Origin of the sequence: Pseudomonas sp. AO-1, from assembly GCF_019775695.1 — a bacterium.
In the GTDB taxonomy this organism is placed as follows: Bacteria; Pseudomonadota; Gammaproteobacteria; order Pseudomonadales; family Pseudomonadaceae; genus Aquipseudomonas; species Aquipseudomonas parakoreensis.
This window is the reverse complement of record NZ_CP079947.1, coordinates 3,409,859-3,435,456: the sequence shown is the minus strand read 5'-3', so window position 1 is coordinate 3,435,456 and position 25,598 is coordinate 3,409,859. Positions and strand designations below refer to the sequence as shown.

Below are 25,598 nucleotides of genomic sequence, written 5' to 3'. Positions count from 1 at the left end.
GGTTTCCCCGCCCCGGAGCGTGCGTCCCTTGCCTCGCATATTGACTCAGCCCAGCGCTGAAGAGCACCTGACCGAACACGATGCCAAGATGTTCGGCTCACCCAAGGAACGGCTGGATTTCTATCGCAAGGAAATCCAGTACGAAACCAGCATTCTGGCCAATCGCACCGATGCCTATCTGGCCGCGCAGTCGTTTCTGGTGATTGCGTTTGCTTCGTGCATGTCCAACCTCAACCCCGAGTGGGGCAAACTGTTCACGCTGGTGGTGCCGCCGTTTCTGGCGCTGCTCGGGCTGCTCAGCTCGCTCAATGCGTGGCCGGGGATTCGTGCCGCGTACGACATCATTGATCACTGGCATTACAAACAGAGCGAGTTGTTGCGCAGCGAACCGATCATGGGCATGGCTTACGACGAGTCGCCACTGTTCAGCGAGATGGAGTCAAGCCATAAGGGCTATCGTAAATCGCTGTTGTTTTCGGTCCGCACGCCGTGGATTTTCGCCACGTTCTGGATCCTGCTGGGCGCTTATGCGGTGTTCATTCAGGTGACCAACCCCGGGGGGTGAGCGCCGCCCAAAGAAAAAGCCCGGACTTCGCAGCCGGGCTTTTTCTTGTGCGCTTTATTCGACGGTTTCAAGCTGCCGACGCAATGCCTGCGAGTGATGCGGGGACATCGGAATCGGCGGAAAGTCCTCGTTGAGCACGCACAAGTGATCGATGGCTTCTTCGAACTTCGTATCGGCTTTGCGGCGCAGTGCTCGATAGTGCTCAAACTGCTCAAGGTCCAGATTGTCCGCTTCCAGCAGCTCGTAAGCGGCGCGGTTGAGGGCGTGGGCATCTTCGAACAGTTGACGATTGCGTTCCAGGGCCAAAGCCCTGCAAGCCTTGATTTGTGCCGGAGTCGAGCATTCTTTCATGACCGTGACCTTGTTATCCAAAGATTCCTCTTCATGGGCTGCAAGCCGCAGGGGAACCGAACCTGCCGGACCCCGCCGAGTGCATCCAGCGAGGGGTTATGGTTGTGACTGTCGGAATCTGGAGAGGGATCCATTTATTTTCAGAAAAAACTTCGATGGATTTCCCAAGATAATCCCACCGGAAAAATCAGCTTTTTCGTTTTTGCCGTTGCTCATAGCGCGCCAGCAACGTCTGAGTGCTGATGCCATGCAGCAAAATGCTCAGTGCCACCACCGACAAGGTGATGTGGGTGCACAACGTCGCGACTGAAGGACTCAGACCATGGTTCAAGGCATAAAACAGATAAAACAGACTGCCGATTCCGCGAATGCCGAACCAGCCGATCAACAGGCGCTGACCACCATCGAGCAAGTTACCCCATGGCATCAGCGCGACGCAGAGCGGACGCACCACGAAAAACAGCACCGCGCCGATGACCAACGCCCGCCAGTCCCAATGCGGCACCAGTACCACGCCGAGCAGCGTGACCAGAAACACTTCCATGGCCCGTTCCACCAGGCTGCCGAACGAAAGCATGTCGCCCATCATGATGCCGGCGGCGACTTGGCTGCTTTCCAGTCGTTTGGTATCGCCGTGCACCGCGTTCTGCGGTTCGATGTTCTGATGGCCCACCACCGGTTGCACCAGATGCTCGGCCGGCGGTTGGCTGGCGCCGGTGGATTTGACTTCCTCCTGGCGCAAGCCGAGACCGGCAGCGAACACCGACAGAAAACCATAACCGCCAATCGCCTCTGCGCCGACGTAAGCCAGGGCAATCAGTGACAGCGCCAGGTAGTCATTTGGGCTCAGGGTGCTGTCGTCGTTACGAATGCGCAGGGACAGGGTCAACCGACCGATACCGCGACCCATCCAGTAACCGCTCAGCAGTCCGACCGGCACTGCCCAAAGCAAACCGTGCAGCACCCAATCGGTCAGTGCGCCGGGTTGCGTGTCGGCCTTCAACAGCAGCAAACCGAGCATCACGAACGGAAACGCGATGCCGTCATTGAGCCCGGCCTCACCGGACAGGCCAAAGCGCACACTGTCGACGTCCCGCGCATCGTTGACCTGTACCAGCGCCGCCAGCACCGGATCGGTCGGCGCCAGCATTGCCCCGATCAGCAGTGACAGGCCCCACGACAGTTGCAGGCCCCAATGCAGCAATACGCTGACCCCGGCGATGGTCAGCACCATCACCGGGCCGGCCAGCCCGAACGCAATCCGCCAACGCCTGTCGCGCAGTGGCAGGCGCAGCTTGAGGCCGCAGACAAACAGCGAAAACAGCACCGCCACTTCCGTGAGGTGTTCCATCCACACCGAGGCGTCTTCCAGTGACAGCTTCAGCAGGTCCAGACCGCTGGGGCCGATGCCGATCCCCAGCAACAGGCACACGGCCGAGGTGGTGACCGGCATCCAGCGCAGGTACGACGAGGTCAGCGCGAGGGTCAGCAACACCGCGCCAAGCACCGCGACCCAGATGACAAAGCTCATGGAGGCTTACAACATCGGCTTGCCGCCGGTGACGCCGTATCGCTGCCCGGTGATGTAACTGGCTTCATCCGAGGCCAGCAGCACGTAGATCGGCGCCACTTCCACCGGTTGTCCTGGGCGACCGAGCGGGGTTTCGCGGCCGAAGTTCTGCACTTCCTCATCGGGCATGGTCGAGACAATCAACGGCGTCCAGATCGGCCCCGGGGCCACACAGTTCACGCGGATTTCTTTCGGCCCGAGTATCTGCGCCAGACCGCCGGTGAAGTTGGCAATCGCGCCTTTGGTGGTGGCGTAGGCCAGCAGGGTGGGTTTGGGCATGTCCGAGTTGATCGAGCTGGTGTTGATGATCGACGCGCCGGGGCGCATGTGTTTGATCGCCGCCTGGCACAGCCGGAAAATCGCGGTGATGTTGACGTCGAAGGTCATCACCCATTCTTCATCGGGGATTTCTTCAAAGGTCTCGTGAGTCATCTGGAACGCGGCGTTGTTGACCAGAATGTCGATGCGCCCGAAGCGCTCAACGGTCTTGTCCACCAATTCCTGGCAATGGGCCTTGTGCGCGAGGTCGCCGGACAGCAGCAGGCACTGACGGCCCGCCTGCTCGACCCAGCGCGCGGTCTCTTTGGCGTCGTCATGTTCATTCAGATAGGCCACGACGACATCGGCGCCTTCACGGGCGAAGGCAATCGCCACCGCACGGCCGATGCCGCTGTCGGCGCCGGTGATCAGCGCAATCTTGCCGGCCAGCCGCCCGGAACCGACGTAGGTCTGCTCGCCGCAATCGGGGTAGGGCTGCATGTTGCTTTGCGAGCCCGGCACGGCTTGAGCTTGTTTGGGGAAGGGTGGTTTTGGGTAATCGGTCATCACAAATCTCCGAGGTTCTCAGGGCGGGTATGGGCGGTTGACCCGGACGGTTTGCCGTGAGTTCGATCGGATTTGCGCTGCACACCAACAGCAAACACAAACCCCCTGTAGGAGCTGCCGCAGGCTGCGATCTTTTGACTTTGGTTTTTTAAAACAAGATCAAAAGATCGCAGCCTGCGGCAGCTCCTACAGGGGAGGTGGTGTTTTCAGGTATTGCGCTGGATCAGGGCTTGCTCCATGCGGCGGATGCCTTCTTCGAGCAACGACCGCGGGCAGCCGAAGTTCAGGCGCACAAACTGTTGGTGCTGATCACCGAAATCCAGTCCGGCACTGAGGCCGACTTTGGCCTGTTCGAGGAAGAACTGCTGCGGATTGTCCAGGTCCAGCGCCGAGCAATCGAGCCACGCCAGATAGGTCCCTTGCGGCACATTGAGGGTCACGCCCGGCAAGCGGCTGCGCACCGCAGCCACCAGCCAGTCACGATTGGCCTGCAGATAGGTTTTCAGTTCGGCCAGCCACGGCGCACCTTCGCTGTAGGCGACGCGGGTGGCTTCCATGCCCAGCGGGTTGACGCTGTCGACCATGCCGCAACGGGCGTGGTTGACGCGCTCGCGCAGGGCGGCGTCCTGGATGATCATGAACGAGGTCTTGAGGCCGGCAATGTTGTAGGCCTTGCTCGCCGACATCAGGGTGATGGTGCGTTTGGCGATTTCCGGGCTCAGGGAGGCGGTCGGAACGTGCACGCGGCCGTCGAAGCACAGCTCGGCGTGGATCTCGTCGGAGATGATCCAGGCGTCATGTGCCAGGCAGATGTCGGCGATATCCGTCAGCTCTTGGGCGCTGAACACCTTGCCGATCGGGTTGTGCGGGTTGCTCAGGAGCAGGGCGCCGCCACCGTTCAGCGATTCGCGCAGGGTCTCCAGCGGCGTGGCGTAGGTGCCATCGGCCTGAGGGATGAATTCCAGCTCGACCTTGTTCAGCCCCCAATGCCCCGGCGCATGCCGCAGCGGCGGGTAGTTTGGCACCTGCACCACGACGTTCTGCTGCGGCTGCACGAGCGCTTTCAAAGCCATGTTGAAACCGGATTCAACGCCCGGCAGGAAGATCAGCTCCTGCGGTTTGACCTGCCAGGCGAACTTGTTCCACAGGTCGGCGACGATGGCTTCACGCAGATTGTCCTGCGCCACGCTGTAGCCCACCAGCGGGTGCAACAGGCGTTGTTGCAATGCCTCGATGATCACCGGCGGCGCGGCGAAATCCATATCCGCGACCCACATCGGCAAGACATCGGCCGGGTAGCGGCTCCACTTGGTGCTGCCGGTGTGGTGGCGGTCGAATACCTGATCAAAATCGAAAGTCATGCGCGGTCTCGTGAAGGCGGGGTTGGTTCTGGGCGCCATTCTAAGCCCAACGTGACCCATGTGGGAGCTGGCTTGCCAGCGATGGCGTCGTCACTGTCGCTATTAGTGTTGACTGATCCACCGCTTTCGCTGGCAAGCCAGCTCCCACAGGGTTTTGCGTTCATTGGCCAATAGACCGACAAACGGCCGACGGTCGGTTTTCACACAGAGCGTGTGGTCATTGTCTACAGTGAAAAAGCCGGCAGCCATTCTGCCGTAACCGTGTTTGTCCAGAAAAAGCCCGGCTCAAGTACCGGGTTCCACCTGATCAGGAGTGCACGATGGATCTCAGCCGTCGTCAATTCTTCAAGGTCGCCGGTATCGGCCTTGCAGGCTCTAGCCTGGGCGCGTTGGGCATGGCCCCGACGCAGGCCTTCGCCGAGCAGGTGCGTCACTTCAAGCTTGCCCACACTCATGAAACCCGCAACACCTGTCCGTATTGCTCGGTCGGTTGCGGGTTGATCATGTACAGCCAGGGCGATGCCGCGAAGAACGTCGCGCAAAATATCATCCATATCGAGGGCGACGCCGACCACCCGGTCAACCGCGGCACCCTGTGTCCAAAAGGTGCAGGCCTGCTGGACTTCATTCACAGCCCGGGCCGTTTGCAGTACCCGCAAATGCGCAAGCCCGGCAGCAGCGAATGGACGCGGATCAGTTGGGATGAAGCGCTGGATCGCATCGCCGACCTGATGAAGGCCGACCGCGACGCCAACTTCATCGAGAAAAATGCCACCGGGCAAACGGTGAACCGCTGGCTCACCACCGGGTTTCTCGCCGCCTCGGCAGCGTCCAACGAAGCGGGCTATATCACCCAGAAGGTGATTCGCAGTCTCGGCATGCTGGGGTTCGATAACCAGGCGCGTGTCTGACACGGCCCGACGGTGGCAAGTCTTGCCCCGACGTACGGCCGTGGTGCCATGACCAATACCTGGACCGATATCGCCAACGCGAATCTGATCCTGGTGATGGGTGGCAACGCAGCAGAAGCGCATCCGTGCGGCTTCAAATGGGTGACCGAGGCCAAAGCGCACAACGCTGCCCGGCTGATCGTGGTCGACCCGCGTTTTACCCGGACCGCTTCGGTGGCCGACTATTACGCGCCGATTCGCACCGGCACCGACATCGCCTTCATGGGCGGGCTGATCAATTACTTGCTGACCGAGGACAAGATCCAGCACGAGTACGTGCGCAACTACACCGACGTTTCGTTCATCGTCAAAGCCGGGTTCAGCTTCGAAGACGGTCTCTTCAGCGGCTATGACGCGGCCAAGCGCAGCTACACCGACAAATCCGGCTGGGGTTACGAGCTGGGCGAGGACGGCTTCGTCAAGGTCGACCCGACCCTGCAGGACCCGCGCTGCGTCTATCAATTGATGAAGCAGCATTACAGCCGCTACAACATTGATCTGGCGAGCCAGATCTGTGGGATGCCGGTCGAGGCGATGCAGAAAATCTGGGATGAGATTGCCACGTGCTCAACGCCGGGCAAGACCATGACCATCCTCTATGCCCTCGGCTGGACGCAGCACTCGATTGGCGCGCAGATCATCCGCAGCGCGGCGATGGTGCAATTGCTGCTGGGCAACGTCGGCATGCCCGGCGGCGGTGTGAATGCCTTGCGCGGCCACTCGAACATTCAAGGCCTGACCGACCTCGGGTTGTTGTCCAACGCACTGCCGGGTTATCTGACCCTGGGGGGCGATGCCGAGCAGGACTACAACGCCTTCATCAAAAAGCGCACGCAAATGCCGCTGCGTCCTGGGCAGTTGTCCTACTGGCAGAACTACAGCAAGTTCCACGTCAGTCTGATGAAGTCGTGGTACGGCGCCAACGCCACTGTCGAGAACAATTGGCTCTATGACCATTTGCCGAAACTCGACATTCCCAACTACGACGTGCTGAAAATGTTCGACCTGATGAGCCAGGGCAAGGTCAACGGCTACATGTGCCAAGGCTTCAACCCCATCGCCGCGCTGCCGGACAAGAACCGGGTCATGGGCGCACTGGCCAAACTCAAGTGGCTGGTGGTGATGGACCCGCTGGCCACCGAGACCTCGGAGTTCTGGCACAACGTCGGGCCGTACAACGACGTGAAAAGCGCGGAGATCCAGACCGAAGTGATTCGCCTGCCCACCACTTGCTTCGCCGAGGAGGACGGCTCGCTGGTCAACAGCAGCCGCTGGCTGCAATGGCACTGGAAAGGCGCCGACGGCCCCGGCGAAGCGCAGACCGACATTCGCATCATGAGCGAACTGTTCCTGCGCCTGCGCAAGCGTTATCAGGCCGAGGGCGGCAAATTCCCCGACCCGCTGCTGAAACTGTCGTGGCCGTACAAGATCCCCGACGAACCTTCGCCGGAAGAACTGGCGAAGGAAATCAACGGCAGCGCCATGGCCGACTTCACCGATGCCAGTGGCGCGACGGTCAAGGCCGGTTCGCAACTGGCGGCATTCGCTCAGCTCAAGGACGACGGCAGCACCGCGTCCGGTTGCTGGATCTTCGCCGGCAGCTGGACCGAGGCCGGCAACCAGATGGCCCGGCGTGACAACGCCGACCCGTATGGCATGCACCAGCATCTGGGCTGGGCCTGGGCGTGGCCGGCCAACCGGCGGATTCTCTACAACCGCGCTTCGGCAGATGTCGCGGGCAAACCGTGGGATCCGAAAAAACGTCTGGTGTGGTGGAACGGCAAGGCCTGGGGCGGCACCGATGTGCCGGACTACAAGGCCGATGTACCGCCGGAAGCCGGGATGAACCCGTTCATCATGAACCCCGAAGGCGTGGCGCGGTTCTTCGCCGTCGACAAGATGAACGAGGGGCCATTCCCCGAGCACTACGAGCCGTTCGAAACGCCGATCGGCATCAACCCGCTGCACCCGCAGAACAAGAAAGCCACCAGCAACCCGGCGGCGCGGATCTTCGATTCGGTCTGGGAAAGCCTCGGCGAAGCCAAGGACTTCCCGTACGCCGGCACCAGTTACCGGCTGACCGAGCACTTCCACTTCTGGAGCAAGCATTGCAAGTTGAATGCGATTGCCCAACCCGAGCAGTTCGTCGAAATCGGTGAAGTGCTGGCGAAGGAGAAGGGCATCGCGGCCGGGGATCGGGTGCGGGTCAGTTGCAAGCGCGGGTTCATCGAGGCGGTGGCGGTGGTGACCAAACGCATCCGGCCGCTGCAGGTCAACGGCCAGGTGGTGCATCAGATCGGCATCCCGCTGCACTGGGGGTTCACCGGTCAGACGCGTCACGGTTACCTGACCAACACCCTGGTGCCGTTCCTCGGCGATGGCAACACACAGACCCCGGAATCCAAGTCATTCCTGGTCAACGTGGAGAAATTGTAAATGGCCAGCCAAGACATCATTGCCCGCTCGGCCACCACCACGGTGCCGCCCTCGGTGAGGAATCAGCAGGAAGTCGCCAAGCTGATCGACACCACCAAATGCATCGGTTGCAAGGCCTGCCAGGTCGCCTGCTCGGAATGGAACGAGCTGCGCGACGAGGTCGGCCACAACCACGGGACCTACGACAACCCGCAGGACCTGAGCGCAGAAACCTGGACCTTGATGCGTTTTACCGAACACGAAACCGACGCCGGTAACCTGGAGTGGCTGATCCGCAAGGACGGCTGCATGCATTGCGCCGAGCCGGGTTGCCTGGCGGCCTGCCCAAGTCCCGGGGCGATCATCAAGCACGCCAACGGCATCGTTGATTTCGATCAGGATCATTGCATCGGTTGCGGTTATTGCATCACCGGTTGCCCGTTCAACATTCCGCGGATTTCGCAGAAAGATCACAAGGCCTACAAATGCACCTTGTGTTCGGATCGGGTGGCGGTAGGGCTGGAGCCGGCCTGCGTGAAAACCTGCCCGACCGGCGCCATCGTCTTCGGCAGCAAGGAAGACATGAAGGAGCACGCTGCCGAACGCATCGTCGACCTGAAAAGCCGTGGCTTCGACAATGCCGGGCTGTATGACCCGGAAGGCGTCGGCGGCACTCATGTGATGTACGTGCTGCACCACGCCGACACGCCGAAGATCTACGCCGGATTGCCAGAGGCGCCGGCCATCAGTCCGCTGGTGGGCTTGTGGAAAGGCATCAGCAAGCCGCTGGGCTTGCTGGCAATGGGTGCGGCGGTGCTGGCCGGGTTCTTCCACTACGTGCGTATCGGGCCGAATCGCGTCGAGGAAGATGAACATCCGACGCCGCCGGATACTTCGGTGCACGTTGTCGACCCGGCGGTGCACACCTTCGATCCACGCGGGGAGGACCGGCCATGAGCAACAAGACGATCCTGCGCTACACCGCCAACCAGCGCACCAATCACTGGCTGGTAGCGATTCTGTTCTTCATGGCCGGGCTGTCGGGGCTGGCATTGTTTCATCCATCGATGTTCTGGCTCACCCACCTGTTCGGCGGCGGGCCGTGGACGCGGATTCTGCACCCGTTCATGGGCGTGCTGATGTTCGTGTTGTTCCTCGGTCTGGTGTTCCGTTTCTGGCGCGCGAACTTCTTTATCGACAATGACGGGAAGTGGCTGCGCCGCATCGACCGGGTGCTGGTCAACGATGAAGAAAGCGTGCCGCCGGTGGGCAAATACAACGCCGGGCAGAAGCTGCTGTTCTGGACTTTACTGCTGTGCATGCTCGGCTTGTTGTTCACCGGGCTGGTGATCTGGCGCGCGTATTTCAGCGCGTACTTCGGCATCACCGTGATTCGCTGGGCCATGCTCCTGCATGCGCTGGCGGGGTTTGTGCTGATCCTCAGCATCATCATTCACATCTACGCCGGGCTGTGGATCAAGGGCTCGGTGGACGCGATGCTGCATGGCTGGGTCAGCCGCGCCTGGGCCAGGAAACACCACGAACTCTGGTATCGCGACATCACCCGTAATGAACGCAATCCGGACGTGCCGGAGCGACCGATCACCAAAAAGGGCTGACTTTTGCCAACCATTCTTGAACCTGGGGAAATCGAAGCGGCGGCCAGTTCGCCGCCGTTTCTGCACCTGCCGCCGCACAACCTGTTCACTTTGCGCGCCCAACGCCTGGAGCAACTGGCTCAAGGGCATCCGCTGGCTGATTACCTGCGACTGATCGCCGGATTGTGCCGGGCTCAGCAGCAGGTTTTCGATGATCCGCCGCTGACAGCACCGTTTGATCAACAAAGGATCGAAGCCTGTCAGCAACATGGTTTACCGCCATTCGCCGCCGACACACTGGTGCGCGAAGACGCTTGGCAGGCTTATCTGGATGCTTTATTGCAACGTTACGTGGCGCCCGAGCAACCCGCCGTAGTCGACGCGCTCGCCACATTGCGCGGCGCCAGTGTCGGGCAATTGCGCGCGTGGGCTGTGGCGCTGGTCAGCGGTCAGTATTCAATGGTGCCGGCGGCGCTGGTGCCGTTCCTCGGCGCCGGCCTGCAAGCGGCGTGGAGCCATTGGCTGCTCAGCGCACCGAACCTGCAACTGAAACCCGGCGACAGCCTCAGCCAATGCCCGGGCTGTGGTTCACCGGCGATGGCCGGAGTCATTCGTCATCGCGGCAAACACAATGGTCTGCGTTATCTGGTGTGTTCGCTGTGCGCCTGCGAATGGCATGTGGTGCGGGTCAAGTGCGTGTATTGCGAGTCCAGCAAGGGGCTGGATTACCTGAGCCTCGAAGACGATCGCCACGCTGCCAATCAGGCGCCGATTCGGGCGGAGGTGTGCCCGGGCTGCAACAGCTACCTGAAGCTGGTGTACCTGGAAAACGATGCCGAAGGCGAAGCGCTGTCGGCGGATCTCACCAGCCTGCTGCTCGACATGCGTCTGGCGCAGGACGGTTATCAGCGTCTGGCACCGAATCTGTTGCTGGCGCCGGGAGACGAATGACCAGAACGTCTACACTCGCCGGACAGTCTTGTTTTTTCGGGAGTGGCTGATGTCCGCAAGTGTGGCCCCGCGTTTACCTTCCATTGATGGGTTGTTACGTCACCCGGCCTGTCTGCCGTTGGCCGAGCGTTATGGGCGTGAGTCGTTGCTGGCCAGTTTGCGCCAGTTGCTCGATGAGTTGCGTTTCAGCGTATTGAACGGGCAATTGTCGGCGATAGAAATCAGCCCCGACGTGCTCGCCGGCCGTGTCGGCGAACGTCTGGCCCAGCAACAGCGCAGCAACGTACGGCGGGTGTTCAACCTGACCGGCACGGTGCTGCACACCAATCTTGGCCGGGCGCTATTGCCGGATGAAGCCATCGACGCGGTGCAGATGGCCGCACGTTACCCGCTCAATCTGGAATTCGATCTGGCCAGTGGCAAACGCGGTGATCGTGATGACCTGATCGAAGGCCTGATCCGCGAACTGACCGGCGCCGAAGCCGTCACCGTGGTCAACAACAATGCCGCGGCGGTGCTGTTGACGCTCAACAGTCTCGGCGCGCGCAAGGAAGGCATCATCTCGCGCGGCGAACTGATCGAGATCGGCGGCGCGTTCCGCATCCCCGACATCATGACCCGCGCCGGCGTGCGCCTGCACGAAGTCGGCACGACCAACCGCACCCACGCCCGCGACTACGAAGCCGCGATCAGCCCACGCAGTGGCTTGATCATGCGCGTGCATGCGAGCAACTACAGCATCGAAGGCTTTACCGCCCGGGTGCCCACCGCCGAACTGGCCGAACTGGCCCATCGGCATGGTTTGCCGTTGCTGGAAGATCTGGGTAGCGGCAGTCTGCTCGACCTGACTCGCTGGGGCCTGCCAGCGGAACCGACAGTAAGGCAGGCGCTGCTTGATGGCGCGGACATCGTCACCTTCAGTGGCGACAAATTGCTCGGCGGGCCGCAGGCCGGGTTGATTGTCGGGCGCAAAGACTTGATCACAAAGATCAAAAAGAATCCGTTGAAGCGCGCCTTGCGGGTCGACAAGTTGACCCTGGCCGCACTGGAAGCGGTGCTTGGCCTGTATCGCGATCCGGATCGCCTCGCGGAACGTCTGCCGAGTTTGCGGCTGTTGACTCGTCCGCAAGCCGAGATCCTCGCCCAGGCTTGTCGTTTACAACCGGCGATGGCTGGCGTCTTGGGTGAACCGTGGCAGGTCAGCGCCGTGCAGGCCTTGGGCATGATCGGCAGCGGCAGCCAACCGGTGGCGCGGTTGCCGAGTGCGGCGCTGTGTCTGCGCCCGCAGGTGTCGAAACGCATGCGCGGGCGTTGTCTGCTGACTCTGGAAGCGGCGCTGCGCGGGTTACCGATCCCGGTGCTCGGGCGTATTGACGATGATGCGCTGTGGCTCGATCTACGCCAACTCGACGATGAACCGGCGTGGCTGGCGCAGTTGCCGCAGTTGCAGGTCGAGTCGTGATCGTCGGCACCGCCGGGCACATCGACCACGGCAAGACTTCCTTGCTGCAAGCCCTGACCGGGCAAACCGGCGACCGCCGCCCGCAGGAGCGCGAGCGCGGGATGACCATCGACCTCGGTTATCTCTACGCGGAGCTGGAGCCCGGTGCCGGGCTGACCGGGTTCATCGATGTACCGGGCCACGAAAAATTCACCCACAACATGCTCGCCGGCGCGCAGGGCATCGATCTGGTGTTGCTGGTGGTGGCGGCGGACGACGGGGTGATGCCGCAAACCCGTGAGCATCTGGCGATTGTGCAGTTGCTGGGCATTCCCCGGGCACTGGTGGCGATCACCAAATGCGACCGGGTCGAACCGGGCAGGGTGGAAGAGGTTGAACGTCAGGTACTCGACCTGCTGGAAACCGGGCCGTTTGCCGAAGCACCGATGCTGACGGTGTCGAGCGTGACCGGGCAGGGCGTCGATGAACTGCGCCAGAACTTGCTGCAGGTTCAACGTGAAGTCCATGAGCGCAGCCGCGAAGGTGGTTTTCGCCTGGCCATTGATCGCGCCTTCAGCGTGGCGGGCGCCGGGATCGTGGTGACTGGCACCGCGTTGTCGGGCGCGGTTTGCGTCGGCGATAAACTGGCCCTCGGGCCGTCCGGTAAAGCGGTGCGGGTGCGCGGGTTGCACGCGCAGAATCATGCCGCCGAACAGGCCTTTGCCGGGCAACGGGTGGCGCTGAATATCAGTGGTGACCGGTTGACCCTGGAGCAGATTCATCGCGGCCAATGGCTGCTGGCCGAGTGGCTGCACGCACCGACGCAACGGGTCGACATTGAATTTCAACTGCTGCCTGGCGAGCGCACGTTTGAACACTTTCACCCGGTGCACGTGCACCTCGGCACTCAGGACGTCATCGCCCGTGTGGCATTGCTTGAAGGCCCGCGTTTGCGTGCCGGCGAGCGCATGTTCGCGCAACTGCTGATCAACGGGCCGGTGCACGCGGTGAAGGGCGACCGCCTGATCCTGCGTGACCAGAGCGCGCAACGCACCCTCGGCGGCGGTCAGGTGCTCGACCCGTTCGCCCCGGCCCGGCAGCGCCGCAGCCCGGAACGGTTGGCACAGCTGCAAGCGCTGGCCGACAGCGACAGTCTTGAGCAAGCGCTACCACTGCTGCTCGACCACAGCGCGGGCGGCCTCGATCCGCAACGGCTGGAGCGCCAGTTCAATCGCCAGCTTGAAGACTGGTCACTACCGGCCAACGTGCGCCTGATCGATACCCGCCAAGGCCCGGTGCTGTTCAACGTGCAGCGCTGGGGGCAATTGAAGTTCACCCTGTTGGAGCAGTTGGCCAAACTGCATGAGCTGGAACCGGACCAGATGGGACCGGATCGCGACCGTCTGCGACGCTTCAGTGGTCTGGCGCTGGAGCGCTCGACCTTTGCCAGCCTGCTGGAAGAACTGCGCAGCGCCGGATCGATCAACGCCAGCGGGCCGTGGCTGCATCTGCCAGATCATCAGGTGCGTTTGAATGCCGAAGACGAAACCCTGTGGCAACGCATGCAGCCGCTGTTCGAAGAGGCCGGCTACGATCCGCCGTGGGTGCGCGATGTTGCGAAAATGCTCGGTGAAGACGACGCGGGGGTGCGCCTGCTGCTGCGCAAACTGGCGCGCCTGGGGCTGATGCATCAGGTGGTGCGCGACCTGTTTCTGTCTGCCGGGCAACTGCGGCGCATGGCCGACGTCCTGTTGCAACTCGAGCAGGAAAATCCACAGATCCAGGTGACAACTTTTCGTGATGCGCTAGGCTTGGGACGCAAACGCTGTATTCAGTACCTGGAATACTTCGACCGCGTCGGCCTGACCCGACGCATTGGCGAATCCCGCGTGATTCGCCACGATAATGCGCTGGCCAGTGCCGACGCACCCTGAGTTCAAAGGAAGGCAATCGCGCCCGGTGGCGCGGCCGGGCTTCAAACCCGGTTGGGGACGGCATCCGTTCCCGGGCAGGTTCGACTCCGGCTGCCTTCCGCCAATTACCGCAGCATTCATGACGCACTGAATCCCCTGTGGGAGCGAGCTTGCTCGCGAATGCGGTACGTCATTCGACATCGGTGTCGACGGATTGACCGCTTTCGCGAGCAAGCTCGCTCCCACAGGGGGGGCGTTGTCGGCGGCTTCGTGGAGTCTTTCCAGTCGATGGATTCGTAGGTGACGTCGGCTCTGAGTCTGGGTTTAACCACCCGCCATCAAAACCCCAACGGATACTGAATCACCACATAAATCCGGTCGATATCATCGCCGGCCTGTGCCTCATTCGCTCGGTGCGAGACGTGCGACAGCTGCACCGACAAATCCTTTGCTGCTCCCGATTGCACAATGTATTTCAGGTCGATATCCCGTTCCCAATGTTTGCCGCCAGCGCCTTGCTGCGGTTGATAGTCGCCGGTGTCGGCATCGAACGGGTTGTACGCGCCGCCCTTGGGCGCGTGGGTGCCGTCGATGTGGCTGCCGCGAACATATCGGGTCATGAAGGTCAGGCCGGGGATGCCGAAGGCGCCGAGGTCAAGGTCGTAGCGTGCTTGCCAGGAACGTTCACCGGCGCCGTTGAAGTCGGCGTATTTGATCGAATTGGCGAGGTAGATCGAGTCGCCGCCCACGAAATCGAACGGTGTATCGCCATTGATGCGTTGCCAGCCGAGCATCAATCCATGCGGGCCAAAGTTGTACTTGCCGGACAGGCTGAACGCCGTGTTATCGATGGCGCCGGCCAGCGCGCGGCCGGTATCGCGGGTGTGGTAGAGGTTGGCGTCGAGCAGCAGGCCGGACTGTTTGACGTGCAGATTGGCGTAGTACTGATGCCAGGTGTCTGTCAGTTCCGAAGCGTACAGCGAACCACCGACGGGTCTGTCGCCATACAGGTCGGCGCCGAGAAAACTGATTCCGCCGGCCTCGGTGGTGGCGCCGTAGCCGGAAAAGTCGCCGTGGCTTGAAGAACTGTCCTGATTCTTGAACGCGGTGAAGTGTCCGGCCGTGAGGTTTACGTTGTCGATTTCACGGCTGTTCAACAGTAAACCTGTGGCGTATTCCGGTTGCAGGCGTTTGTCCGAGGTGTCGAACACCGGGGTTTCCACGGTCATCTCGCCGAACGCGAGGGTCGTTCGCGAAACCTTGAGTTTGAACGCGCCGCCGGCGCTGGAGTAGTTCGGTTCACTGCGACCGCTGCTGTCGACCGGCAACAGCCCCGTGCCGGAATGACCTTTGCCGCCGTCGAGTTTCAGGCCGAGAAAGGCGTGGGCATCGATGCCGAAACCGACGCTGCCCGGTGTGTAGCCAGAGGTGAACGTGCCAATAAAACCCTGGGCCCATTCCTGCTTATAGTTTTTGCCGGAGGGCGAGGGCGAGCGGTAGTCGTTGCTCAGGAAGAAGTTGCGGCTGAGCACGTCGGTTTTGGCGTCGTTGAAGAAGTCGCTGGCGAAAACAGTGTCGGTCGCTGCGCAAAGCAGGGCCAACAGTGCAAAGCGTGGTGTCGAGGGAGCCATCGAGGGAGACCGACAATCAGGGAAAGTCTCCGATGATGGGCACGATCAACCGGGCCGGATTGAGCCGATGTGCTGAGTTCAACCGAGTGCCCTTGTGGGAGCTAGCCTGCTAGCGAAGGCGGCCTGCCAGTCGACATTGATGTTGAATGACACTCCGCTTTCGCCAGCAGGCTAGCTCCCACAGGGGGTATGGGTTACAGGCGGCCGTATTCGCGAGCGGTGCGATCCACGGCGATGCGCGTTTTGTCGACCAGCTCATCCAGCTCCGCCCGCGTGGCAATCAATGCGGGGGGCCATGATCATTCGGCCCAGCGTCGATCGAATGATCAGGCCTTCCTCAAAACCAATGGTGCGGCAGCGCCAGGCGATGTCGTTCTCGTTGGCAAAGCGCTTGCGGGTGGCTTTGTCTTCGGCGAATTGCAATGCCGCCACCAGCCCGACGCCCTGAACCTCGCCCACCAGCGGATGGTTGCCGAACACTTCGCGCAGGCAGCTTTGCAGGTACGGACCGGTGTCGTTTTTGACCTGTGTGACCACGCCTTCATCGCGCAAGGCCTTGAGGTTGGCGATGGCTACCGCCGCCGCCACCGGGTGACCGGAATAGGTCAGGCCGTGAGCGAACACGCCGCCTTTTTCCACCAGCGCTTCGGCCATGCGTCGCGACAGGATCAGGCCGCCCATGGGGATGTAGCCGGAGGTCAGGCCTTTGGCGATCGACAGCGTGTCCGGTTCAAAACCGAAGGCCTGGTGCGCAAACCATTCGCCGGTGCGACCAAACCCGCCAATCACTTCGTCGGCGCACAGCAACACGTCGTACTTGCGGCAGATGCGCTGGATTTCCGGCCAGTAGGTGGCGGGCGGGATGATCATGCCGCCAGCGCCCTGGAACGGTTCGGCGACGAACGCGGCGACCTTGTCGGCGCCCAGTTCAAGAATCTTGTCTTCCAGTTGCCGCGCTGCCTGCAGGCCGAACTCTTCGCGGCTGAGGTTGCCTTCGTGGGCGAACCAGTATGGTTCGTCGATGTGCGCGACGTCAGGGATGGTGCCGCCCATTTCGTGCATGAATTTCATGCCGCCCAGCGCCGTCGCGGCGAGAGTCGAGCCGTGGTAGCCGTTCCAGCGGCCAATCATGATTTTCTTCTCGGGCTGGCCCATCACCTGCCAGAACTTGCGCACGGTGCGGATCAGCACCTCGTTGGCTTCGGAGCCGGAGTTGGTGTAGATCGCGTGGCTGTAGTGCCTGGGCAGCAGGCTGAACAGCAGTTCGGAGAGCTCGATCACCTGCGGGTGAGTGGTGTGGAAGAACATGTTGTAGTAGGGCAGTTGTTGCAGCTGCGCGGTCGCGGCGGCGGCCAGATCCTTGCGTCCGTAGCCAAGGTTGGTGCACCACAGCCCGGACATGCCGTCCAGGTAGCGCTTGCCGTCGTTGTCCCACAGCGCCAGGCGATCCCCGCTGACCATCACCCGCGGGCCTTCCTCGTTGAGCGCCTTCTGGTCGACGAAGGCGTGAATGTGGTGGGCGGCGTCGGCGGCCTGGTAATCGCGGGTGCTGCGGGTCGGATCGAATACGGCGGACATGGCGGTTCTCCAGAGAAACGGGGCAAGTGAGTGCGCGTTCATTCCAGCGGTGCACGGCTAATATTTGTCACTTAAAAATATTTTTGTAAAGAAAATATTTGTCGGTGAAAAAAGAAATCCGTAGGCTGACGCCCATCAGCAAGACAGGACACCAGCACCATGAGCGGGCTCAGAGAACGGCAAAAGGAACAGCGCAGGGAAGTCATTGCGCAGGCGGCGCTGGAGCTGTTCATCAGCAACGGCTTCGGCGCGACCACGCTGGAGCAAATCGCCAATCAGGCCGGGGTTTCCGCGCCAACGGTGGTCAATTATTTCGGCGGCAAACAGGAAATTTTGCTGGCCTTGCTCAAACAGCCGGACGAGCAGGCGATGCGTGATGCGCGGGCCAATCTGGACGACGACAGTGATCCGCTGGAGGCGCTGTGCGAGTTTGAAGGCTTGATGACCGACTACCAACTGCAAGCGATGCCGGCCTCACTGTGGCGTGAGTTGGCGCCGTTTCTGCTCACGGGTGAACTGGCTCAGGCATTGAGTCCGTGGAATGCGGCGGTGATCGAGGAGACCAAAGCGCTGCTCGGGCATTTCCAGACGCAGGGCAAGCTGCGTGCGTCGGTCGATCTGGACGTGGCGGCAACGCTGTTCAACCAGTACGCGAACATGGCGTTCATCCGTTTGGCGACCCAGGAAGTGCCGGACCGACCGGCGCATGCCTTGCACATGCGCGGGGTGCTGACGCTGTTGTGTCACGGCATGCTGGAAGGTTGAACGGACTGACAGGTCCGACCCGTCAGAGGCGAAGGCTGTCCGCAGAGTGAATGGCAGCAATGAAGAAATACTGTCACCACCCTCATCCTGCAAGCCGATCTGACAACCGTTCAGCGCTCAACTACGCTGCCTTACGTATTCCTCTGACACCCGGGCGTAAGGAAACACGCGCATGCGAAGCAGGCTGCTGGCGGTAGCGATGATGGTCTGTGCCTTGCTCGGGTCCGCAGGTGGCTGGGCGCTTGAGGAGACGGCAAAGCCTGCGAATGAAGCGGTGGAGCTGAAGGTCGCCAACCGCAGCATCATGCTGTTTCGCGCGACGCTGCTGGGCGAATCGCCGGCGACGCGGGTCAAGCGAGCGAAGACGGTCATCACCGAGGCGCTGGACGAGTCGGAGAATCTGACGGTCTCGATCGACCCGATCCAGAACAGCTACATGGTTTTACTGGGCGACAAGCGCGCGTTCATCGTCGCGCCCAAGGACGTTGATGGCCTCGAATACGCCTCAGTGCAGCAGGCTGCCGAAGGCGCGGCCGAGAAACTGCGCCAGGTGGTCACAGAAACCGGTGAGGCGCGCAGCCTGCATCTGATCCTCAGGTCTTTGGCGCTGGCGGCAGCGTCCACTGTGATCTATGTCGGCTTGCTCTGGTGCCTGGCCTACCTGCGTCGCAAGTTGCTGAGCAAATTGCCCGAGTTGATGGAGCGCCATACCCAGGTGCTGAAAGTCGGGCGGGTGCAGTTGATCGACGCCAATTTCCTTTATCCGTTGGTCAGTCGCCTGCTGTTGGTGTTGCGTTGGCTGGTGATTGCGCTATTGACCTATGAATGGCTCGGGTTTGTCCTGTCGCGATTTCCCTACACCCGGCCGTGGGGTGAAAGCCTCAACAACTACCTGTTCGAGTTGGCCGGTTATCTGCTGGATGGGATTGTCGGGGCGATTCCCGGGCTCGGCGTGGCGCTGGCCATTTTCTTTATCGCCCGTGGGGTGACGGCGTTTGCCCGGCGCATTTTACGGCGCATGGCGACCCCAGGCACCTTCAGTTGGCTGAACCATGAGACCCTGCAACCGACCCAACGCCTGACCTCGCTGGCCATCTGGCTGTTTGCCCTGGCGATGGCGTATCCGTATCTGCCGGGTGCCGGCACCGATGCGTTCAAGGGCTTGTCGGTGCTGATCGGCCTGATGATTTCCCTCGGTGCCACCAGTGTGGTGGGGCAGGCGGCAGCCGGATTGATCCTGACCTACACGCGCACTTTGCGCCCCGGCGAGTTCGTCAGGATCGGCGAATATGAGGGCACCGTCACCGAGCTGGGCATGTTCACCACACGCATCCGCACCGGGTTGGGTGAAGTGCTGACGCTGCCCAATTCGATGATCACCGGCACCGTCACCAAAAACTACTCGCGCACCGTGAAGGGTCCCGGTTACGTGGTCGATACCGTGGTCACCATCGGTTACGACACCCCCGTGGCGGCAGGTCGAGGCGATGTTGCTGGAGGCGGCCCGCCGCACGCCGGGTGTTCTGGAAGACCCGCCGGCTCAAGTCTTCCAGACTGCCTTGTCGGATTTCTATCCCGAATATCGCTTGGTGGCGCAGGCCATTCCGAGCCAGCCGCGTCCGCGTGCGGTGTTGCTGAGCATGCTTCACGCCAATATTCAGGATGTGTTCAACGAATATGGCGTGCAGATCATGTCGCCGCATTATCTGGATGACCCGCAGCAAGAGAAGCGAGTGCCGAAGGACAAGTGGTTCACGGCCCCCGCACAAAAACCGGAGGGTCAGGATTTGCCTTAGTCAGTGCCGTTCTTTGGGGGGCGTCAGCGCCGGATCGCGGCATACGACTTGCCCAGATCGCTGGCCCAGCCGTCCAGCACGCCTTTGACGTCATCGGCAGTCAGCACCTGTTTGTCGTTTTCCAGCGGCACGCCGGTGCCCTTGCGCACCACTTCGGCGACCACTTCGCCGGTGGAGCCGTCCTCGAACGAGACTTCGGTGGTGATTTCGCTGTCCTGATCGCGGATGCCGGTGGCGGTGCTCACGCCGGCGGCAACCAGGGTCACCGGCAGCCATTCATAAAAGCGCAAGCCTTGGGTGCTGGCGGCGACGCGGGTAATCGCTGGTCTGACGGTCAGGGTGTTCGGGCCGGGTTGCGATACCAGGTGCATGACCTTGCCCAGTTCCAGCCTGAGCGCGGCGTCGTAGTAGTCGGTGACGCCGGACAGCGTGCTCAGCGGAACTCGCTCGGTCGGCGCGGCGCTGGGGTAGAACTGGCTGGGCGCCAGATAGGCCTGGGTGTAACGCCCCCGCGCTAGCGCCGGGCTGACCCAACTCAACACCGTCTGCCCAGATGGCGACTGGCGCTCGCTCAGCACGCTGTAATCGTGCAGAAATCCCGTGTACTTCTGCGGTTCAACGGTTTTGCTGCTGCAGGCCGACAGGCTCAGCGACGCTGTGCACATCAGTGTCATCAAGCAATGGCTTTTTATCATGCGAATCCTTGTTTTGCGCTTTTTGACCCGCGTCGTTCAAGCGCGGGCAGTGATTGGGGAGGAGAGCGGCGGGGTGTTGTCCGAGCATTCGATGTGCAGTTGGCCGTGGCTCATGATCCACTGGATGAGGTCGGCGGTCGGAATCGAATGCACGTACTCCACCCATCGGGCGTCTGCCGGGTCGTACTGTTCGAAATAGCGGCGCAGGACGATACGGCTTTGGTCATCTGACAGGCCCAGGCAGAACTCCTGAAACAGCAACGGCGTATTCTGATCAGGCGCGCTGGTGCGCTGGCTGAGAATCAACGGATAGCGGGCGTCGTGGCCCTCGGCGGTGTACCTGTCGTGCAATGCGCTCATTGAATGCCCCCCGGTTGTCGATGGCGAGCAGAGTGCCTGAGGGGTTTTGCCGCAGCATGTCCGCTTGATGTCCGCGACGAAGGAATGTTGCTCGATTGAAATATATGACCTGGCGGCCAGAATGGTTTTAGATGCGTTCTTTTTTGGCCTGAGGATCCTGTGCCCGTGAGCAGACTGCTGATCGTCGACGATGACGTGGAAATTCTCGCCCTGCTGAAGAAGTTCTTCGTCCAGCACGCCTACGAGGTCGATGTCGCCGCTGATGGCGCAGCGATGTGGGCGGCGATTGCCCAGCAGCGCCCGGACACGATCATTCTCGATCTGATGCTGCCCGGTGAAGGCGGCCTGAGCCTGTGCCAGAAAGTGCGGGCGCAGATGGGCATTCCGATCATCATGCTGACTGCCATGGGCGAATTGAGCGACCGGATTGTCGGCCTCGAACTGGGCGCCGACGACTACGTCACCAAACCGTTCGCCCCGCGTGAACTGCTGGCCCGTCTGCGCGCCGTGCAGCGTCGTGCCGGTGAGCAGGTCAGCCCTGTCAGCGAACCTTCGCGACCGGTGATTGCTTTCGCCGGTTGGCATCTGGATATCACTTGTCGCGAACTGCGCTCCCCGGAAAACGTGATGATTCCGCTGTCCGGTGGCGAGTTTGATCTGCTGGTGGTGTTTCTCGAACACCCGCAACGCATTCTCACCCGTGAGCAACTGATCGACCTGTCTCGCGGCCAGGGCCACGACGCCTTTGATCGCAGCATCGACGTGCAGGTCAGCCGCTTGCGCCGCAAGATCGAGCCGGACAGCAAGCGTCCGGACCTGATCCGCACCGTGCGCAACGGCGGTTACCTGTTCACCGCCAAGGTCACGCGCGCATGATCCGTCGCTTCCTGCGCCGTGATCCGCTGAGTCGGCGGATCGCCCTGACCATCGTCGCGGCCATGCTCGCTTCGCTGGCGCTCAATTTTCTGTTCGTGGAGGTGGCAGGGACCTGGGCGCGACCACCGATTGAGCGCACCGGGTTGCTGGAGCAGATTGCGGCGACCGTCAAAGTGATCGAGGCTGCACCAGCGCCTTTACGCCCGAAACTCGCGCACGCGGCAACCGGCCCGACGCAGGAGGTGACGTGGAGTGCGCAACGTGACGAACTCGGATTGCCAGCAGGGGGTACGCAGCTCATCGCCAACAAGACGTCGGGGTTGCATCAGTTGCTGGGTGATGAGCGAGACATTCGGGTGTTCAATCCCGCCGACTGGCCGAGCGGCAGTCCGCTGGCGCGCTACGCGGCGCTGATTCAACTGCCGGATGCCAGCTGGTTGTTGTTCTCTTCGCCTGAACGCTCCTGGGGCCTGGACATCGGCACACGCATCGCGATCATCATCGCCCTCGGTCTGATCGCCACCGTGCTGGTGGCCTGGCTTGCCACACAGCAACTGGCCAAACCGCTGCAACGCTTTGCCAGTGCCGCCCGCCGCTTTGGCGGTGATCTGCGCGCGCCGCCGATCAAAGTCGAAGGCCCGGACGAGATCCGCCAGGCAATCATCGCTTTCAACACCATGCAGGCGCAGATCCAGCATTACATCAGCGAGCGCACGCACATGCTCGCGTCGATCTCCCACGACTTGCGTGCGCCGCTGACCCGCATGCGCCTGCGCAGCGAGTTCATGGAGGACTTTGATCATCAGGGCAAACTGATCCGCGACATTGAAGAAATGCAGTCGATGATCAACGCTGCGCTGGCGTTCTTTCGGGAAGACACTCAACCGGAACAGAGCACCGCATTCGACCTGTCGGAGTTGCTGCAGACCATCATCGACGACTACCGCGACCAGAACATCGCCATCGATTTCCATGGCCCGGCGCATCTGGTCTACGAGGGCCGCCCGCTGGGAATCAAGCGTGTGATCGTCAATCTGCTGGAAAACGCCGAAAAGTACGCGCAGCAGCCGGCCATTACCTTGAGCAGCGATGGCTACAGCGTTTGCGTTGACGTCAGCGACGAGGGGCCGGGGATTCCCGAAGCGTCGTTGCAGCGGGTGTTCGACCCGTTCTTCCGCCTGGAAACTTCGCGCAACCGGGAAACCGGTGGCGTCGGGCTTGGGCTGTCGGCGGCGCGGGCGATCGTGCGCGAGCAGGGCGGCGAACTGACGTTGAGCAATCGCAGCAGCGGCGGCTTGCAGGCTCGGGTTGAGCTGCCTCTGTAATACTTTGAAACATTTGCGCGTGACGGACGGTCAACAGGACACATTCTCTGCAAGAAGCGTCCATGAAAACCCCACGGCCCTCCGCACGCCTCGAACCGCTTTCACAACTTCGCAATCTGAAAATGGCCCGTTCCGCGCACGCTTATGTGCGCGGCAGTACGGTGCAGTTTTATGAGTGGCTGCACAGCCAGCCCGGGCGCCGCCTGCCGAAAGGGCCGGCGGTGTGGATCTGCGGCGATTGTCATGCCGGCAATCTGGGACCGACCGGCGATCTGAAAGGGCGCATCGATATCCACATCCGCGACCTCGACCAGACGGTTATCGGCAATCCCGCGCATGACCTGGTGCGACTCGCACTGTCGCTGGCGACTGCCGCCCGGGGTTCCGATCTGCCCGGTGTGGCCACCGCACGAATGCTCGAGGAGATGATGCGCGGCTACGAGCAGGCGTTTGAAGACGACGTCGACAAAGAGCCGCCACGCCCCGCGCAAGTCAAGGCCGGGATGCGCAGCGCAGTGCAACGCACGTGGAAGCATCTGGCCCAGGAACGCATCGAAAACACCAAACCGACGATTCCGCTGGGCAAGCACTTCTGGTCGCTGTCACGCGAAGAGCGCAGTGCACTGAAGACCCTTTGCGCCACGCCAGACCTGCACACGCTGGTGACCTCATTGAAGGGCCGCAACAAGGACGACCGGGTGAAAATGCTCGACTCGGCCTATTGGGTCAAAGGCTGCAGTTCGCTGGGACTCAAGCGTTATGCGGTGTTGCTGGGCGTGGGCGAGGGCGACAATCAGGAATATTGCCTGCTTGATATCAAAGAGGCAGTTGCTGCCGCCGCACCCCGGGTCGCCCGCGCCGCGATGCCCCGCGACAACGGCAAACGTGTGGTCGAAGGCGCGCGGTTTCTCTCGCCGGGCCTGGGTAACCGGATGATCGCCACCCGGGTGCTCGACCATGGCTTCTTCATCCGCGAACTGCTGCCACAAGACATGAAACTGGAGCTCGATCAGTTGAGCCAGACCGACGCGATGCTCGCCGCCGGCTATCTGGCTCGCGTCGTCGGGCTGGCCCATGCCCGGCAGATGGACATGAGCACCCGCGCCTCATGGATGCGCGAACTGCAGGCGTGTCGCTCGAAGACACTGGATGCGCCGTCGTGGCTGTGGTCCAGTGTCGTGCAATTGGTGGGTCGTCATGAGAAAGGCTATCTCGAACATTGTCGGCGTTATGCGCTCGAGCATTGATCTGTGTGAGTGAAACAGTTGCCGGTTGCCGATATGAAATTTGTTCTGTAGATTTTCATGAAATTATAAGAAATAAATTTCATGAGGCGCCGAATGTTTCAGCAATCCCAGCAGCATGTCGCCAGTTATTACGCCCACAGTTGCGCCGATGTTCTCAGCACGCGGCCGGCGCTGGAAGGCGCACACGACACCAACGTGGTGATCATCGGCGCCGGATTCAGCGGGCTGCACACCGCGTTGCGTCTGGCTTTGGCCGGCAAGCGCGTCACTGTGCTTGAAGCCAGTCGCGTGGCCTGGGCCGCGTCGGGACGCAATGGCGGGCAGGCAATTCTGGGCTGGTCGTGCGACATGCCGCCGCTGGAAGCTGCGCTCGGCTATGAGCGCGCCCGTCGCCTATGGGACGGCATGCGCTGGGCCGCGCAGGAACTGCGTGAATTGCCCGGGCGGCATGGTTTCGATTGCGACTATCGCCCCGGCCATTTGTGGACTTCGGTGATGCCGCGTCGGGTCAGCCTGCTGACTGAATGGCAACACGAAGCCAGTCACAAATGGGGCCATGACGGTCTGCAATTCATTCCCCGTGAAGACCTGCCGCAATGGGTCGCCAGCGAACGCTATCAGGCCGGTCTATACGACGCTGAAGGCGCGCACCTCAATCCGCTGAAACTGGCGCTTGGCCTGGCCGCCGCCATCGAGCGCGCCGGCGGGCGTATTCATGAGCAAAGCAAAGCGTTGAGTTATCAGCAGGAGGGCAATGGCTTCCGGGTCAATACCGAGCGCGGTTCGGTGAAGGCCGACGTGCTGATATTGGCCTGCAATGCCTATCTCGATGAACTCGATCCGCAGCTCTCCCGTTGCATCCTGCCGGTCGGCACCTACCAGGTCGCCACCGCGCCACTGACGCCGGAGCAAGCCACCGCGCTGCTGCCGAGCAACGTCTGCGTGACCGACAACCAGTTCGTCCTTGATTACTTCCGCCGCACGCCGGACAACCGCTTGTTGTTCGGCGGCGGCTGCACCTATCTGGGTGGCATGCCCAAGGACATTGCGGCGGCGACCCGGCCGTTTCTCGAACGGGTGTTCCCGCAACTCAAGGGCGTTGAACTGCAATTCGCCTGGGGCGGGCACATCGACCTGACCATGAACCGTACGCCTGATGTCGGCGGCGAGGGCAACCGTTATTGGCTTCAGGGTTATTCGGGGCACGGCGTGCTGCCGACACTGGCCGCCGCCCGTGCGGTGTCCGATGCAATTCTCGGCGAGACGGATGAATTGGCGTTGTATCAGGGCGTTAGCAATGGCCGTTTCCCCGGCGGCAAGCACTTCGCCGCACCGCTGGAAGCCATCGGCAAGGCCTGGTATCGGCTGCGCGACAGTATTTGATG

The 25,598-nt window shown here is 61.7% G+C and carries 19 protein-coding genes, 1 tRNA gene and 2 pseudogenes; 14 read left to right on the top strand and 8 right to left on the bottom strand.

Annotation, left to right across the window (positions count from 1 at the left end; genetic code table 11):
- The first annotated feature begins 28 nt into the window (after positions 1-28).
- Complete coding sequence (locus tag KVQ82_RS15685) at positions 29-565, top strand: hypothetical protein (RefSeq protein WP_041064140.1); 537 nt, start codon at positions 29-31, stop codon at positions 563-565.
- A gap of 54 nt (positions 566-619) precedes the next feature.
- Here KVQ82_RS15685 and KVQ82_RS15680 read toward each other — a convergent pair whose 3' ends face one another.
- The 4 genes from KVQ82_RS15680 to KVQ82_RS15665 form a co-directional block, all read right to left on the bottom strand.
- Positions 620-916: a hypothetical protein gene (locus KVQ82_RS15680; protein ID WP_222019404.1), complete on the bottom strand. Its 297-nt coding sequence runs from the start codon at positions 914-916 to the stop codon at positions 620-622.
- A 187-nt stretch (positions 917-1,103) separates the two neighbouring features.
- Entirely contained in the window at positions 1,104-2,447 is a 1,344-nt protein-coding gene (locus KVQ82_RS15675; protein ID WP_222014384.1) for a sodium:proton antiporter, read from the bottom strand.
- Between the two features lie 6 nt (positions 2,448-2,453).
- On the bottom strand, positions 2,454-3,311 hold the full coding sequence (locus KVQ82_RS15670) for a glucose 1-dehydrogenase (protein ID WP_086791300.1): 858 nt from the start codon (positions 3,309-3,311) through the stop codon (positions 2,454-2,456).
- A gap of 206 nt (positions 3,312-3,517) precedes the next feature.
- Positions 3,518-4,672 (bottom strand): MalY/PatB family protein, encoded by a 1,155-nt coding sequence (locus KVQ82_RS15665; protein WP_222014381.1) that lies wholly within the window; start codon positions 4,670-4,672, stop codon positions 3,518-3,520.
- Between the two features lie 320 nt (positions 4,673-4,992).
- Between KVQ82_RS15665 and fdnG the strand changes: the two genes are divergently transcribed.
- The 7 genes from fdnG (at position 4,993) to KVQ82_RS15630 (ending at position 14,064) form a co-directional block, all read left to right on the top strand.
- The gene (gene fdnG / locus KVQ82_RS15660) at positions 4,993-8,058 is read left to right on the top strand and encodes a formate dehydrogenase-N subunit alpha (protein ID WP_222014380.1); all 3,066 of its coding nucleotides are present in this window, start codon (positions 4,993-4,995) and stop codon (positions 8,056-8,058) included.
- Positions 8,059-8,994 (top strand): formate dehydrogenase subunit beta, encoded by a 936-nt coding sequence (gene fdxH, locus KVQ82_RS15655; RefSeq protein WP_222014378.1) that lies wholly within the window; start codon positions 8,059-8,061, stop codon positions 8,992-8,994.
- Positions 8,991-9,656: a formate dehydrogenase subunit gamma gene (locus KVQ82_RS15650; protein ID WP_041064117.1), complete on the top strand. Its 666-nt coding sequence runs from the start codon at positions 8,991-8,993 to the stop codon at positions 9,654-9,656. Before fdxH ends, KVQ82_RS15650 begins: the two co-directional genes overlap by 4 nt.
- Positions 9,657-9,659: 3 nt before the next feature.
- Entirely contained in the window at positions 9,660-10,586 is a 927-nt protein-coding gene (fdhE, locus tag KVQ82_RS15645; RefSeq protein ID WP_222014376.1) for a formate dehydrogenase accessory protein FdhE, read from the top strand.
- Positions 10,587-10,635: 49 nt separating this feature from the next.
- The gene (gene selA, locus KVQ82_RS15640) at positions 10,636-12,048 is read left to right on the top strand and encodes an L-seryl-tRNA(Sec) selenium transferase (RefSeq protein WP_222014374.1); all 1,413 of its coding nucleotides are present in this window, start codon (positions 10,636-10,638) and stop codon (positions 12,046-12,048) included.
- Positions 12,045-13,961: a selenocysteine-specific translation elongation factor gene (selB, locus tag KVQ82_RS15635; RefSeq protein WP_222019403.1), complete on the top strand. Its 1,917-nt coding sequence runs from the start codon at positions 12,045-12,047 to the stop codon at positions 13,959-13,961. The genes selA and selB overlap by 4 nt, the downstream gene beginning before the upstream one ends.
- Before the next feature lie 7 nt (positions 13,962-13,968).
- Positions 13,969-14,064, top strand: a tRNA-Sec gene (locus KVQ82_RS15630).
- Positions 14,065-14,278: 214 nt separating this feature from the next.
- Here the strand turns inward: KVQ82_RS15630 and KVQ82_RS15625 are convergent.
- Both KVQ82_RS15625 and KVQ82_RS15620 read right to left on the bottom strand, forming a co-directional pair.
- Entirely contained in the window at positions 14,279-15,571 is a 1,293-nt protein-coding gene (locus KVQ82_RS15625; protein ID WP_222014373.1) for an OprD family porin, read from the bottom strand.
- A gap of 194 nt (positions 15,572-15,765) precedes the next feature.
- Positions 15,766-17,149: pseudogene (locus tag KVQ82_RS15620) on the bottom strand (aspartate aminotransferase family protein).
- 159 nt (positions 17,150-17,308) lie between these two features.
- On the opposite strand from KVQ82_RS15620, the gene KVQ82_RS15615 reads away from it, so the two are divergent.
- Together KVQ82_RS15615 and KVQ82_RS15610 are read left to right on the top strand one after the other, a co-directional pair.
- Positions 17,309-17,914 (top strand): TetR/AcrR family transcriptional regulator, encoded by a 606-nt coding sequence (locus KVQ82_RS15615; protein WP_041064099.1) that lies wholly within the window; start codon positions 17,309-17,311, stop codon positions 17,912-17,914.
- Positions 17,915-18,086: 172 nt separating this feature from the next.
- Positions 18,087-19,710, top strand: a pseudogene (locus tag KVQ82_RS15610) (mechanosensitive ion channel family protein).
- Positions 19,711-19,733: 23 nt separating this feature from the next.
- Here the strand turns inward: KVQ82_RS15610 and KVQ82_RS15605 are convergent.
- Positions 19,734-20,405 carry a DUF3313 domain-containing protein gene (locus KVQ82_RS15605; protein ID WP_222014372.1) on the bottom strand — a complete coding sequence of 224 codons (672 nt, stop codon included), beginning with the start codon at positions 20,403-20,405 and terminating at the stop codon, positions 19,734-19,736.
- Positions 20,406-20,441: 36 nt separating this feature from the next.
- Positions 20,442-20,765, bottom strand: a complete 324-nt coding sequence (locus KVQ82_RS15600) for a hypothetical protein (RefSeq protein WP_041064083.1) — start codon at positions 20,763-20,765, stop codon at positions 20,442-20,444.
- A gap of 165 nt (positions 20,766-20,930) precedes the next feature.
- Here KVQ82_RS15600 and KVQ82_RS15595 point away from each other — a divergent pair, with 165 nt between their 5' ends.
- The 4 genes from KVQ82_RS15595 (at position 20,931) to KVQ82_RS15580 (ending at position 25,596) form a co-directional block, all read left to right on the top strand.
- Positions 20,931-21,641, top strand: coding sequence for a response regulator (locus KVQ82_RS15595; protein ID WP_041064082.1), 711 nt, complete (start codon positions 20,931-20,933; stop codon positions 21,639-21,641).
- A complete protein-coding gene (locus KVQ82_RS15590; RefSeq protein ID WP_041064080.1) occupies positions 21,638-22,966 on the top strand; it encodes an ATP-binding protein in 1,329 nt (442 codons plus the stop codon). Before KVQ82_RS15595 ends, KVQ82_RS15590 begins: the two co-directional genes overlap by 4 nt.
- A 62-nt stretch (positions 22,967-23,028) precedes the next feature.
- Positions 23,029-24,213, top strand: coding sequence for a DUF2252 family protein (locus tag KVQ82_RS15585; protein ID WP_222014371.1), 1,185 nt, complete (start codon positions 23,029-23,031; stop codon positions 24,211-24,213).
- Positions 24,214-24,306: 93 nt separating this feature from the next.
- Complete coding sequence (locus KVQ82_RS15580) at positions 24,307-25,596, top strand: FAD-binding oxidoreductase (RefSeq protein WP_222014370.1); 1,290 nt, start codon at positions 24,307-24,309, stop codon at positions 25,594-25,596.
- Positions 25,597-25,598: the final 2 nt, after the last annotated feature.